Source organism: Pseudoalteromonas maricaloris (assembly GCF_024746855.1).
GTDB classification, from domain to species: Bacteria; Pseudomonadota; Gammaproteobacteria; order Enterobacterales; family Alteromonadaceae; genus Pseudoalteromonas; species Pseudoalteromonas maricaloris.
The window spans coordinates 2,370,753-2,384,352 of record NZ_CP024625.1; the positions used below are offsets into that span (position 1 = coordinate 2,370,753).

Annotated in this window: 14 protein-coding genes; 11 read left to right on the forward strand and 3 right to left on the reverse strand. The window is 44.5% G+C overall.

Features of this window, described 5'->3' with window-relative positions; translation table 11 throughout:
- Positions 1 to 22: 22 nt before the first annotated feature.
- A complete protein-coding gene (locus tag CTT31_RS10275) occupies positions 23 to 1,144 on the forward strand; it encodes an S-(hydroxymethyl)glutathione dehydrogenase/class III alcohol dehydrogenase (RefSeq protein WP_260491213.1) in 1,122 nt (373 codons plus the stop codon).
- 56 nt (positions 1,145 to 1,200) lie between these two features.
- A complete protein-coding gene (gene fghA / locus CTT31_RS10280) occupies positions 1,201 to 2,049 on the forward strand; it encodes an S-formylglutathione hydrolase (RefSeq protein ID WP_260491214.1) in 849 nt (282 codons plus the stop codon).
- Positions 2,050 to 2,128: 79 nt separating this feature from the next.
- Here fghA and CTT31_RS10285 read toward each other — a convergent pair whose 3' ends face one another.
- Positions 2,129 to 4,027, reverse strand: a complete 1,899-nt coding sequence (locus tag CTT31_RS10285) for a beta-ketoacyl synthase (RefSeq protein ID WP_260491215.1) — start codon at positions 4,025 to 4,027, stop codon at positions 2,129 to 2,131.
- A gap of 117 nt (positions 4,028 to 4,144) precedes the next feature.
- Between CTT31_RS10285 and CTT31_RS10290 the strand changes: the two genes are divergently transcribed.
- Positions 4,145 to 5,137 carry a GlxA family transcriptional regulator gene (locus CTT31_RS10290; RefSeq protein WP_211857761.1) on the forward strand — a complete coding sequence of 331 codons (993 nt, stop codon included), beginning with the start codon at positions 4,145 to 4,147 and terminating at the stop codon, positions 5,135 to 5,137.
- Between the two features lie 20 nt (positions 5,138 to 5,157).
- Here the strand turns inward: CTT31_RS10290 and CTT31_RS10295 are convergent, their stop codons facing one another.
- Positions 5,158 to 5,634, reverse strand: coding sequence for a transcription elongation factor GreAB (locus tag CTT31_RS10295; protein ID WP_260491216.1), 477 nt, complete (start codon positions 5,632 to 5,634; stop codon positions 5,158 to 5,160).
- Positions 5,634 to 6,065 (reverse strand): hypothetical protein, encoded by a 432-nt coding sequence (locus tag CTT31_RS10300; RefSeq protein WP_260491217.1) that lies wholly within the window; start codon positions 6,063 to 6,065, stop codon positions 5,634 to 5,636. The genes CTT31_RS10295 and CTT31_RS10300 overlap by 1 nt, the downstream gene beginning before the upstream one ends.
- A gap of 305 nt (positions 6,066 to 6,370) precedes the next feature.
- Here CTT31_RS10300 and ccoN point away from each other — a divergent pair, with 305 nt between their 5' ends.
- The 8 genes from ccoN (at position 6,371) to CTT31_RS10340 (ending at position 13,506) form a co-directional block, all read left to right on the forward strand.
- Complete coding sequence (gene ccoN / locus CTT31_RS10305; protein ID WP_010373997.1) at positions 6,371 to 7,804, forward strand: cytochrome-c oxidase, cbb3-type subunit I; 1,434 nt, start codon at positions 6,371 to 6,373, stop codon at positions 7,802 to 7,804.
- Positions 7,805 to 7,816: 12 nt separating this feature from the next.
- Positions 7,817 to 8,491 carry a cytochrome-c oxidase, cbb3-type subunit II gene (gene ccoO / locus CTT31_RS10310; protein WP_010373994.1) on the forward strand — a complete coding sequence of 225 codons (675 nt, stop codon included), beginning with the start codon at positions 7,817 to 7,819 and terminating at the stop codon, positions 8,489 to 8,491.
- Between the two features lie 5 nt (positions 8,492 to 8,496).
- Positions 8,497 to 8,682: a cbb3-type cytochrome oxidase subunit 3 gene (locus tag CTT31_RS10315; protein ID WP_010373992.1), complete on the forward strand. Its 186-nt coding sequence runs from the start codon at positions 8,497 to 8,499 to the stop codon at positions 8,680 to 8,682.
- Positions 8,679 to 9,644: a cytochrome-c oxidase, cbb3-type subunit III gene (gene ccoP, locus CTT31_RS10320; protein WP_211857765.1), complete on the forward strand. Its 966-nt coding sequence runs from the start codon at positions 8,679 to 8,681 to the stop codon at positions 9,642 to 9,644. The genes CTT31_RS10315 and ccoP overlap by 4 nt, the downstream gene beginning before the upstream one ends.
- Before the next feature lie 118 nt (positions 9,645 to 9,762).
- The gene (locus tag CTT31_RS10325) at positions 9,763 to 10,254 is read left to right on the forward strand and encodes a FixH family protein (RefSeq protein WP_010605013.1); all 492 of its coding nucleotides are present in this window, start codon (positions 9,763 to 9,765) and stop codon (positions 10,252 to 10,254) included.
- Between the two features lie 6 nt (positions 10,255 to 10,260).
- Positions 10,261 to 12,636, forward strand: a complete 2,376-nt coding sequence (locus tag CTT31_RS10330) for a heavy metal translocating P-type ATPase (protein WP_211857766.1) — start codon at positions 10,261 to 10,263, stop codon at positions 12,634 to 12,636.
- Positions 12,633 to 12,833 (forward strand): cbb3-type cytochrome oxidase assembly protein CcoS, encoded by a 201-nt coding sequence (gene ccoS / locus CTT31_RS10335; RefSeq protein WP_010373983.1) that lies wholly within the window; start codon positions 12,633 to 12,635, stop codon positions 12,831 to 12,833. The genes CTT31_RS10330 and ccoS overlap by 4 nt, the downstream gene beginning before the upstream one ends.
- Before the next feature lies 1 nt (position 12,834).
- Positions 12,835 to 13,506 carry a sulfite exporter TauE/SafE family protein gene (locus CTT31_RS10340; protein WP_069022370.1) on the forward strand — a complete coding sequence of 224 codons (672 nt, stop codon included), beginning with the start codon at positions 12,835 to 12,837 and terminating at the stop codon, positions 13,504 to 13,506.
- Positions 13,507 to 13,600 lie beyond the last annotated feature (94 nt).

Sequence of the window (13,600 nt, forward strand, 5' to 3'; positions counted from 1 at the left end):
ACTTTTAAGAAAGGAACAAACCATGTCTGAATTTATTAAATCTAAAGCAGCGATCGCTTGGGGCCCAGGTCAACCGCTTAGTATTGAAGAAGTTGATGTTATGCCACCGAAAAAAGGCGAAGTCTTAGTTAAAATCACCGCAACGGGCGTATGTCATACCGATGCTTTCACTTTGTCTGGCGACGATCCTGAAGGCGTATTCCCAGCAATCTTAGGTCATGAAGGCGCAGGTATTGTTGAAGCGATTGGTGAAGGCGTTACCAGCGTTGCCGTTGGCGACCACGTGATCCCATTGTACACACCGGAGTGTGGCGAATGTAAGTTCTGTAAGTCTGGTAAAACGAACCTTTGTCAGCAGATCCGTGAAACCCAAGGTAAAGGCTTGATGCCTGATGGCACAACCCGCTTTTATAAAGACAGCCAACCAATTTATCACTACATGGGCACGTCAACGTTCTCTGAGTACACTGTACTGCCAGAAATCTCTTTGGCTAAAGTAAACAAAGCAGCGCCTCTTGAGGAGATCTGTTTGCTTGGCTGTGGTGTCACCACGGGAATGGGCGCAGTAATGAATACCGCTAAAGTGCAAAAAGGCGATACCGTCGCCATTTTCGGCCTAGGTGGTATCGGCTTGTCCGCTATCATTGGCGCGGCAATGGCTGGCGCGAGTCGGATCATCGGTATCGACATCAATGAAGATAAGTTTGAGCTGGCGACAAAGCTTGGGGCAACCGATCTTATCAACCCGAAAAACTTCGATAAACCTATCCAAGAAGTGATCGTTGAAATGACCGATGGCGGTGTGGATTTCTCGTTCGAATGTATCGGTAACGTAGATGTCATGAGAAGTGCCCTTGAGTGCTGTCACAAAGGTTGGGGTGAGTCGGTGATCATCGGTGTTGCAGGCGCTGGACAAGAGATTTCAACACGCCCATTCCAATTGGTTACCGGTCGCGTATGGCGCGGTAGTGCTTTTGGTGGCGTAAAAGGTCGCTCAGAGCTTCCTGAGATTGTTGAACGCTATATGGCTGGTGAATTCAAGCTCAATGACTTTATCACTCATACCATGAAGCTCGAAGATATTAATGAAGCCTTTGATTTAATGCATGAAGGCAAGAGTATCCGCTCGGTGATCCATTACTAGTACCCGCTCAAGGACGCACAGGCTGCGTCCTATTTCACTTAATTAAGGAGCACTTGATGGAACTGATTTCCAGCAACAAAGTATCCGGCGGTTGGCATAAGCGCTACACACATACCAGCCAGTCGACGCAGTGTGAAATGACCTTCGCCATTTTCTTACCTGAAATCGTCAATGAGGGACAACAAGTCCCGGTTTTATATTGGCTCTCAGGGTTAACCTGCAGCGATGAAAACTTCATGCAAAAAGCAGGCGCGTTTAAAAAAGCCAACGAGCTTGGTATCGCTATTGTCGCACCAGATACAAGCCCGCGTGGAGAAGGCGTTGCAGATGATGAAAATGGCGCTTATGACTTTGGTCTAGGTGCGGGGTTTTACGTCAATGCGACACAGGCGCCGTATAGTCAACATTATCAAATGTATGACTACGTGACAGAAGAGCTGCCTCAGTTAATCGAAGCGCACTTCCCGGTTAGCCCGCAAAAAGCCATTAGTGGTCACTCCATGGGTGGTCATGGTGCATTAATTATTGGGCTTAGAAACCCTGACGCCTATACGAGTATCTCTGCGTTTAGCCCAATCGTTAACCCAAGTAACTGCCCCTGGGGTCAAAAAGCGCTAACAGGATATTTAGGGGACGACAAACAGCGTTGGCAACAATATGACGCGACCGAACTATTGTCGCACTATGTTAGTCCAACAAAACGTCCGATACTCATTGAGCAAGGTTTAAGTGACCAGTTTTTAGACGAGCAGCTAAAGCCTTGGTTATTCGAACAAGCTGCAGAAAAAGTAGGCTACCCTATCGCGCTAAACATGCATGAAGGTTACGATCATAGCTATTTCTTTATCTCGAGTTTTATTGAAAGTCATCTTGAGTTTCATGCTAACTATATGAGGTGTGCCTGACTGCCGTTTGCGCATTTAAGCACAGCACTAAGCTAAAAATAAAAAAGGCGTACTCCCTGTACGCCTTGCTTGCTTAACATTAGATTAAATCGCCGTATGGATTCGTTGGACAAAGCTGTATACTTTGCTCGAACCCAGGAATGGCTAACTCTTGCTGACTTAAATTCAATTCAGACTCATCAATCATGCCATTGCCAAAACGATAAATGAGCTCGTATTGACCATAATCGGCCGCTTGCTGATATGCAATTTGCCTTTGTGTTGTAGTGGCAAGTTGTTGCTCATAATTTGCAAACTCAGCTTGGCTATAACGCTTGCTTAGTAGCTGCTTCGTGAGCTTTGGAGAAAGTACCGTTGCCGTTGCATTGTTACCACCAAAGCCCTTTGAATTTATAAAGGCGATATCCATTGGCTCGCACTCATAGTGCTCAGTGCGAATATCTAAATGCTCGGCGAGAACATCTTCAGCTACTGCATTAATCGTGGTGATCCCTGGCATAATATTGTACTCGAACACCCCAAGTGCCATCGCAAGCTGATCGCCAGATGCCGGCGCGATGGTATGACCAACATAGGCTTTTGGCGCCGCCACTTTCCAGCCATTAATCGCAAAAGCTTCTGCAATTTTGTGATAGATAAGCGACTCAGTAACCCGGTTTTGTGGTGTGCTTGAGCCATGTGCCAAAATAAAGCTGCGTTTTACTAACGCCTCGGTGCCTGCGATTTGCTGAGCCAGCGCGACCGATTTTGCCATGGTTATATAGTTACCAGGTCCAGGTGCCGTAATCGACTTTTTCACGCCGTCTGCGTTGACATATACATCGGCCACAGAGCCCATGATCTGCGCGCCAAGCTCCAGTGCTAAGGCGTCATCCATCAAAATCGCCACTTGTGCCCCTTCACCAATTGTAAAGCCACAGTTTTCACCAAAAGGACGACTTGTTTTGCGATAATCTACATGCTCAGTACCATCAAGTTTACGCAAACCTTCTTCATTTGCGAGTGCGCCCATATTACCGAAGCCTTCGATGATCTCTGGTGTAATAGCACACTCAACACTGGCTACAATCGCCACTCGAGTACGGCCGGCCTGAATATCATTCACTGCAGCGCGGAGGTTATATAGAAACGTCGCACAGGCACCTGATGTCGTAAACGTTGTGCCAACGCTGCCAGTAACATAAGCATTGATAAAGTCAGTGGACATGGTGTTGAGTCCTAGCGCTAACTGCTTAGTGCTTACTCGGTCGCCACGTAAACGACTACGTACTAATCCACCTAAGCCCTCATCATTCATTTGCCCTGCCACAGAGGCGGAGTAAGTGCCGATTTGGTCCGGTCGTACGCTGTTCATTACCTTATCCCACTCAAGACCCGTTGAGCGGATAGCGTCGGTTGCAGCAAAAATAGTTGCCTGAAGGCCGCGTGGTTGGTAACGGCTGTTATACATGAGTGACGGCTCAAAGCCTGTTGGTAATTGACCTGCGGCTTTAATTGGGTTGTCTCTGAAGCTATCGTGCTTAACTTCAATCTGGTCCGCAATGGTTACTTCAACCGTTTTTGGATCAAGCTCAATCACTTGCCAAGCTGCAGGAACTGGCTCTGGCAAGTCACGCTTACGACAACTAAATACTATCTTGCTGTCATCATTTGCTTTCATTGTGAGCTTTTGCTGCCAAGGGGTCGCATCTACATCAAAATGGTTTTTTTCGATTTTACGGATCAACGTTCCCGCTAAGATCTGCTCACCAAAACGCGACTCAATCTCCACCTCTTGAACGACTTGGTCGTTTTGGTCAATCAGCTGGCCATTTTCATAACGCACTAAGTTCATTAAACTCGCAAGGCCCAAATAGGTCTCTTGTCGGTCTTTAGCATTTAGCTTATCAAGTACAATACGTTTGTAGCCTTGATGGAAAGAGGTGCGCCCCGCGGCGTTAATACCCCCCATTCCTACAATAATTGGCAATGCTGTCATGTCGTTCCTACTTCTGAACTAAGATAATGACTTGATTTTAATTGCATTCGAATTTAAGTTTTTACAAAATACGCCACATATAAATCACTTTTCGCCAAATAAAAGAGGTCGGAGCAGATGAAATCCTGTACAAAGGTCGCCATTGTGCTTTACAAGCATATGCTCGTTACCAGTGTCACCTTACCGCTGGAAATGCTCAAAGCCGGACAAGCCTTTGCTAAAGTGCATCTAAAAGAGGCTTATGTTCCTTTAGAAGTTCTCCTTTGCAGCAGCCAAGGCGAGGCAGTTAACGCCGATAATTACATGACACTTGAAGCACAAAGTGACTTTAGCTCATTGCCTTTATATGACTACATTATTGTGCCAAGCATATGGCGAAATCCAAGACCACTTGTAAGACAAAACCAAGCGCTGAGTGAGTCACTTGCGGATGCATGGGGAGCTGGAAGCACACTGATAGGTGTTGGTACGGGTGTTTGCTTTTTAGCAAGTTCTGGCCTGCTTGACGGGCATTCAGCAACGACCCACTGGCATTTTGCCAAACAATTTTCTCAGCTATACCCCAATGTTGAATTAAAACCGGATTACTTTATCACTCAATCAGAGCGGATCTATACTGTAGCCAGCTTAAATGCGCTGGCTGATGTTATTGTTCACATTATTGAATTACTGTACGGGATAGATGCCGCACACCATGTGCAGCAAAATTTTTCTCATGAAATTCGTAAGCCTTACGAAGAACAGCGCTATTTAGAAGGTGCTGTGGACCGTCATGCTGATGAGCAAATTGCCGCAATTCAATTTTGGCTGAAAAATAATGCCGCATCGGAAATCTCTTTACCCACTGTCGCAGCACAATTTGATTTGAGCTATCGCACCTTTAACCGCCGCTTTAAACAAGCAACAGGACAAACCGCCGTTGCCTACTTACAACAGGTGCGTATTGAGATGTGCAAAGAGCTACTCGCGAGCAGTAATCTCTCCATTCAAGATATTGCCCTTGCTTCTGGATTTAATTCACAAGGGCAATTAAGCAGAGTATTTCGGCAATTAATGGGAAGATCACCAAGCACATATCGGGCAATAGTAAGAAAGAAATTGTTCTCGTAGCAAAACGAGAGTAAACCACTCTACAGTATTTGCATCACGGTTAACGTTTGCTGTTGGCCGTTGAAGAAAAATGAAATATCTTCGTCTACCGTTAAGCACTTTAGCCGCTTGCCAAGGGGCGCATCAAACGTTAACACCAACACAGGTGTTTCTTTATATTGGATTTTTAGTCCGCCTTCGCAAGGCGCAAAATAGAACCAATGACAGTTGCCCTGCTCGTCTTCAATTTCAACTAGTGCATTATGTGTAATTGTATTGCTCACAGCTAGCGCCAACTGATTCAATATCGTTTGTTTTGCCAAATGCATGGCATCAACGCGCTCACTTTGCCCTTCTGCTAGGTAGCCATACTCGATACTCAACGAGTCGTATTGTGTTTCAGCAGCACTTTGTTCATGGGTAGCGTCAGCACGTGCACTGTTTGCCGCTTCGGTGGCTTCAATCAACTTTTGTTCAAGTGCGAACTTGAGATATTCGATAAAAACAGATTTATTCATTAATAAACTACAGCTATTGGATGATGAGTTGTAACAGGCTGGCCGTCAATAATAAGTGCTAAACGCAAAACCCAGCGCATGGACTTATCCGTGCAAACCCCAACCATGGTTGTGGCTTTTAATGTGTCACTATCAAAAAATACGGGAATTCGGCCCATGTTCATGTTTTCGCCTTCCAGCCAAGCAGATTGCACCTCTACTTTAGTCGCACTTTTGAGTCCAATGGTAAATTCGGTTTCAGGACGGATCTGCGCTGACCCCAGATAAATAGAGACTTCGGGAGTCAAATTACAAGGCGTTGAAAAATTACAGACATTTCTTGTTACTGAACTTTCACTTTTTTCTGAACTTTCATGTATAATGATACTTGGGTCTGAACAGGCCACGAGGAAAATACCTAGCAATCCTATTGTTAATTGCTTTACAACCATAGGGGTTTACCGTCACTTCTGAATCTTGCGCAGTGTACGCAAGTTTCGGGGTAATTGCTAGGTTGCTTAAGAAGCGAACAAAAAGCGCTTGAAAACTTGATTGATGTCATAATTTTAGGCGTTTTTGGTATCTTTTCATAAGTAAAAAAATTATCATTTCCTCGCAAAAATAAAGGTTTCTCGGGCTGGTTAGGTTTTCATTCACCGTGTGAATTAAAACATGACGGGCTTGAGGAAATATAACTAGGGCCTGTAATTCAGGTAATTCATTTCTAATCGCAATAAATTGCAGCGGAATCCAGAAAATGAGCCAAACAGTAGCATCACAAACTGAGTACAATTATAAAGTTGTACGCCAATTCGCTATCATGACAGTGATTTGGGGCATTGTTGGCATGGGTGTAGGTGTATTTATCGCAGCGCAACTTGCGTGGCCTGCGTTAAACTTCGACATTCCATGGTTAACTTACTCTAGACTTCGTCCGTTACACACGAACGCAGTAATCTTTGCATTTGGTACAAGTGCACTATTTGCAACCTCTTACTATGTTGTTCAGCGCACGTGTCAAACGCGCCTGTTCTCTGACAAACTTGCCGCATTTACCTTCTGGGGTTGGCAAGCCATCATCGTATCTGCGGCTATCACGCTTCCTCTGGGTATTACTTCTTCAAAAGAATACGCTGAACTAGAATGGCCGATTGATATCGCAATCGCGGTAGTATGGGTTACTTATGCTGTAGTATTCTTTGGTACTCTTATCAAGCGTAAAGTGTCACACATCTATGTAGCAAACTGGTTCTACGCTGGTTTCATTATCACTGTTGCAGTGCTTCATATTGTAAACAGTATGGCTATTCCTGTATCACTTACTAAATCTTATTCAATCTACGCAGGTGCAGTAGATGCGATGGTTCAGTGGTGGTATGGTCACAACGCTGTAGGTTTCCTACTTACCGCTGGTTTCTTAGGTATGATGTACTACTTCGTACCAAAACAAGCAGGTCGTCCAGTGTACTCTTACCGTCTATCGGTTGTTCACTTCTGGGCACTTGTTTCTCTATATATTTGGGCAGGTCCTCACCACCTTCACTACACAGCACTACCTGATTGGACACAGTCTCTAGGTATGGTGATGTCAGTTATCCTATTCGTTCCTTCTTGGGGCGGTATGATCAACGGTATCATGACGCTGTCTGGCGCTTGGCACAAACTACGTACTGACCCAGTACTGCGTTTCTTAGTTGTGTCTCTATCGTTCTACGGTATGTCTACGTTCGAAGGCCCAATGATGGCTATTAAGTCTGTAAATGCGCTTTCACACTACACAGACTGGACAGTAGGTCACGTACACTCTGGTGCACTAGGTTGGGTTGCGATGATTTCTATCGGTGCAATTTACCACCTAATCCCTGCCCTATTTGGTCACGGTAACATGTACAGCATCAAGCTAGTTAACACACATTTCTGGCTACACACAGTTGGTGTTGTGCTTTATATCGTTGCAATGTGGATCTCTGGTGTTATGCAAGGCCTAATGTGGCGCGCAGTAAATGCTGACGGTACATTAATGTACAGCTTTGTTCAGTCACTAGAAGCTTCTAAGCCTTTCTACATCATGCGATTCCTAGGCGGTGTATTCATCGTAGTTGGTATGCTGGTAATGGCTTACAACGTATTCCGTACGGTTACTGCAAAAAGTGGTCAACTTGCCACTGATGCAAACCCGCAAGTGGCTTAAGGGGTATTGAGTATGAGCAACAATAACTCAACAAACAAACACGAAATCGTTGAAAAGAACGTTGGCCTGATGGCTATCCTAACGGTATTCGCGATTAGCTTCGGTGCACTAGTTGAAATTACTCCACTAATGTTCCAAAAAGATACCACTCAGCCAGTAGAAGGCTTACGCCCGCTTACCGCGCTTGAAATGGAAGGTCGTGACATCTTCGTACGTGAAGGTTGTTACAACTGTCACTCACAGATGGTTCGTCCATTCCGTGATGAAGTTGAGCGCTACGGTCACTACTCTGTAGCCGGTGAGTCGGTATGGGATCACCCATTCCAGTGGGGTTCTAAGCGTACAGGTCCAGATTTGGCACGTGTTGGTCAGCGTTATTCTGACGACTGGCACTATGCGCACTTAATGGATCCTCGCTCGGTGGTACCTGAGTCAAACATGCCAGGCTACCCTTGGCTTGATAGCACTAAAGTAGATACCACTTATACTCTGAAAAAATTACAAGTGTTCCGTGATGCATTTGGTATTGATAAGTCGTCAGACCGCTACAATGGCAAAGGCTACGGTGATGATGCTGAACTACAAGCGCAAGTGGATGAAATTCACGCGATGAACGGTGGTGAAGGTGCAACAGAAATGCAAGCACTTATCGCTTACTTACAACAACTTGGCACACATTTGAAGTAATTGTTATGGATTACGGCACATACAGAGGCATTTTGACTCTGGTAATTTTGGTACTGTTTATAGTGATTGTTGTGTGGGCATATAGCAAGCGGTCTAAGCGCCGTTTCGACGACGCTGCTAATGCCATTTTTGAAGATGAGAAAAAACATAACAACACTATCTCTAACGAGGAAAAGGAGTCTGAAAAATGACTAGCTTTTGGAGTATTTGGGTTATCGTACTAACCCTAGCGTGTCTAGCTCTGATTTTCGGCCTGCTAATTTGGAACCTGAAAAACTACACAGGTGTCAAAGAAGGCGAAAGCTGTGGTCACGAGTTCGACGGAATTGAGGAATTAAATAATCCACTACCAAAGTGGTGGACTTACATGTTCTTCGCGACTTTTGTTTGGTCAGTATATTATCTTGCTGCTTACCCAGGTCTTGGTAACTTTAAAGGTTTCTTAAACTGGACGAGCTCTAACCAAGGCATTACTACCTTGGCAGAGTCTAAGAAAGCAGTCGCTGAAGCACATGAAAATGGCCAGTGGGTACAACTTGATAAAGAAGTTGAAGCAGCACAAGACCGTTTTGGTCCTATCTTCCAAGAATTTGCAAAGCAAGACGTACTTACGCTTGCAAAGAACGAAGAAGCACTTGAAATCGGTCAACGTTTATTCTCGCAAAACTGTGCTCAGTGTCATGGCTCTGATGCTCGTGGTGGCGCAGGCTTCCCTAACCTAACTGATAAAGACTGGTTATATGGTGGCACGCCTGACAAGATCAAAGAAACACTGCTTAACGGTCGTGTTGCAGCGATGCCAGCTTGGCAAGATGCACTTGGTGATCAAGGCGTAAAAGAAATGACTGCTTATGTACTAAGCCTTTCTGGACGTACTGTTAACCAAAAAGATGCTGATGCAGGTAAAGCTAAGTTTGCAATGTGTGCGGCTTGTCATGGTATGGATGGTAAAGGTTCTGTTGCACATAACCTTCCGTTCGGTGCACCAAACTTAACCGATAATATCTGGCTATACGGTGGTTCTCAACGCGCAGTTGAAGACACACTTCGCCACGGTCGTGCGGGTGTAATGCCAGCATGGAAAGATATCTTAGGTGAAGATAAAGTACACCTTCTAACAGCGTATGTTTATAGCTTGTCACAAGGCCAATAAGCTTAGCTTTTAGAACATTATTTGAGATCAAAAAAGCCTCCATTTGGAGGCTTTTTTTTAGGTATTTACCGCAACTTACGGTAGAATACGAGCAAGTTTTATAGCCATGTGAGCAACTATGAACCCTACCCCTTGGTATAAGAATTTTTGGCCTTGGTTTTTAATTTTTTTCCCACTCGTTACTGTCGTTGCCTGTGTTTTTCTCATCACGTTTGCAGTCGGTAATGGTCCTGATATGGTCGTTGATGACTACTACAAAAAAGGTAAAGCAATCAACCTAGAGCTGAGTAAGTTTGATAAAGCAAAAGCGCTCTATTTACATGGTGACCTGCAAGTAGCAGAGCAAAAAGTCACCTTTAAATTTACCAAGGGCGACGCTTCTAAAGTTCATGCATTAAAGCTCTCGTTTTACCACCGCACTATTGAGAAATACGATTTTGCAGTCACGCTGACTAAAAACGCCAGCGGCGAGTTTACTGGCTTATTTGATGAACCACATAGCGGTGTGTTCACGGTATTTATAGAGCCTATGGACAACAGTTGGAAAATGAAAGAAAAAATCCAACTGCCACATGATGGTATTATCGCGGTCACTCCACAGTATAAGTAAGCTGCCATGGCAAATTCGTGTTTTCATTGTTTGGAGCCTATTCCTAAAGGGTTTGTAGGCTCGGTTACCTTTGAGGGTAGCGCACAACCGGTTTGCTGTATTGGCTGCCAGGCCGTTGCCGAAACCATTATTTCTCAAGGTATGAGTGACTACTATACTTACCGCACAGAAAGTGCAGGTAAAGTTGAAGAGCTTGTACCTGAACAACTCAAAATGCTACTCAGCTATGATAACGACGAGATCCAAGAGGACTTCGTCGAAATTAGCGGTGAGCACAAAGAGGTGCTGCTCAGTGTTGAAGGAATAAGCTGCGCCGCTTGTGCTTGGCTTATCGAAAAACAACTGCTGGCGCTCGGCGGTATCGTTCGAGTTGATGTTAACACCTCCACCCATCGCGCCATGATTGTATGGCAAGATAAACACGTAAAGTTAAGCGATATCATCAAATCCTTGATGGAAATCGGCTATAAGGCCTACCCATTTCAAGCCGATGAAGAAGCTGCACAAAAGCAAGCCGTAGCGAAAGCATACATCCGTCGTTTAGGCGTTGCTGGCCTCATGACTATGCAAGTGATGATGTTTGCATTTGCCATGTACTTTGGCATGTTTTCAGGCATGGAAGAGGACTTTGAACAGTACTTTCGTTGGATAAGCCTCGTGCTTGCCTCTCCTGTTATTCTGTATTCAGCGATGCCATTTTTAACGAATGCGGTTAAAGGGCTGAAAGCTAAACAACTGAATATGGATCTCCCTGTTTCACTTGCCATATTCGGAGCCTACGGCGCCAGCACTTACGCTACTTTTATGGAAGTCGGCGAAGTCTATTTTGAATCCATCTGTATGTTTACCTTCTTGCTGTTGTTAGGTAAATACCTTGAGTTCAGGGCCAGACTAAAAGCCAGCGAGTTTACTGCAAACCTGCAAAAGCTGCTGCCATTGACCGCCAGAAAGGTTGATGAGAATAACAATGAACAACATATTGCCGCCAAAAAGCTAAAATTGAACGATCTGATATTAGTTAAGGCTGGAGAAACTATCCCTGCGGATGGATTAGTGCTCAAAGGCCATACCACCGTTGATGAGTCGATGATGACAGGCGAACATTTGCCTGTTAAGAAATATCAAGGCCATCAAGTGTATGCTGGAACCGTGAATCATGACGGTGTAATTACGTTAGAGATCAATAAAATTGGGCAAAATACCCTGCTCAACCAAATTATTCGACTGCAGCATAACGCACTTACCAAACGCCCTAAGTTGGTGGAAATCACCGATAAAGTCGCCCAGTGGTTTGTTGCCTGTCTATTAATTTTTGCCTCAATTACCGCCATCGGCTGGTACCCTATTTCACCAGATAAGGCTTTTTGGGTCACGATTTCAGTGCTAGTAGCAACCTGCCCTTGTGCGTTAAGCCTTGCGATACCAACCGCGCTTACCTGCGCCGTTGCGTCACTTACGAAAAAAGGGATCTTGATTAAAGAAGCCCATGTATTAGAAACGGCAACCAAATTAACGCGTGTTGCCTTTGACAAAACAGGCACACTGACCGAAGGACGTTTCTCAATTAAACACATTGAGTTTCTGCAAACGGAATACAACGAGCAACAAGTCTTGGATTTCGCAGCAGCGTTAGAGCGCTTTTCTGAGCACCCAATCGCTCGCGCATTTGCACATATCACCCCAACCGAAAACCTAGTCCAAGATGTTGAAGTTGTGGCTGGTTCAGGGATCCGTGGTCACTGGCAGGGAGTCACTATTGCCCTTGGGAAGAGCCATTGGTTTGATAACCACGCGTCATTTGCTCAAGCTACCTTGTTCATTAACAACAACGCAGTTGCAGATTTTTACTTCAATGACAAAGTAAAAAGCAATGCTGAAACAGTTGTTGAACAGCTACAACAAGCGGGCCTTACATGCCACATGCTAACTGGGGATAGCTCCAATGCAGGCAAAGAGTTATCGCAGCAGTTAGCATTAGATAGCTACCAAAGCGCTTGCACACCAGAGGTTAAGCAACAAGCCGTTGAAACTTGGTCCAAACAAGGCGAGATTGTCGCTATGGTTGGTGATGGCATCAACGATAGCCCAGTATTCAATAGCGCTCACTTGTCAGTTGCGATGGATACCGGCGCTGATATCTCAAAGAATACCGCTGATGTGGTGTTGTTAAATAGCGATTTGAATGCCATTCTAGCCCTTCAGCAAGTAGCGAAACAAACGCGCAGAATAGTAAAGCAAAACTTAACCATATCACTTTTGTATAACGGCTCCATTTTGCCACTCGCTGCACTTGGCCTCATTCCACCTTGGATAGCAGTTATTGGTATGTCAGCTAGCTCGATCATCGTGATCGGTAATTCATTAAGGTTATTAAAGCTATGAGTATCATCTACGTATTAATACCTATCGCCATTTTATTCGTCATTATTGCTATTGGTATTTTCTTTTGGGCAGTAAAAAGCGAACAATTTTCAGATTTGAATAAACAGGGCCACAGCATCTTATTCGATGATGATAAAGCGCAAACGGGTGATAAGTCCGTAAAACCATCAAATAATAAGAGTAATAACGACAACTAGCATGAATGAGATAAGCTTGCTAAGTGCATTTGTGATGGGGCTTGCAGGAAGTGGTCACTGTTTGGTGATGTGTGGCGGTATTGCCAGTTCGCTACAACTGGCGAGTAAGCAGCTTTCTGCAGTGGTTGTTACCCTGTTGTATAATATCGGACGTATCTCCAGCTATGCGCTTGCTGGCAGCCTTGTTGCCCTACTCGGGGCAAGTCTCGCCAAGCAAAACACGTCACTCGCCATTATATTACAATTGATGAGTGGTATTTTTATGGTGCTTGTCGCTATCTACGTAATGCGCTTAGCCAGCACCTTAAAATGGCTAGAGTCGTTTGCTAAAAGCTTAATTTGGCAACATATTGTTAAGCTCAATCGCTACTTAGTCCCGGTCAATACAAAAACCAAAGCGTTTTGCTACGGGGCCTTATGGGGATGGCTACCCTGTGGCCTAGTTTATTCGGCTTTAACATGGACATTACAAGCAAAATCAGCAACTGAAGGCGCACTCATTATGCTCGCCTTTGGTATCGGCACAATGCCTGCGCTGATTGTAATAGGACAATCGGCTCAGCTGCTACAAAAGTTTATAAATCATTTAGTTACACGTATTATTATGGGTAATTTATTGATTTGGTATGGTGTTTATTTAATTATTATTGCAACTGATAAGTTAGTACATTAACCTATCCTTATCTAAGCAAACTCATCATTTAAGATTATTGGTTAGCGCTTTGAGATTAGGAGCTCCAATTGATAACCAAATTTTCTTTTGCGTG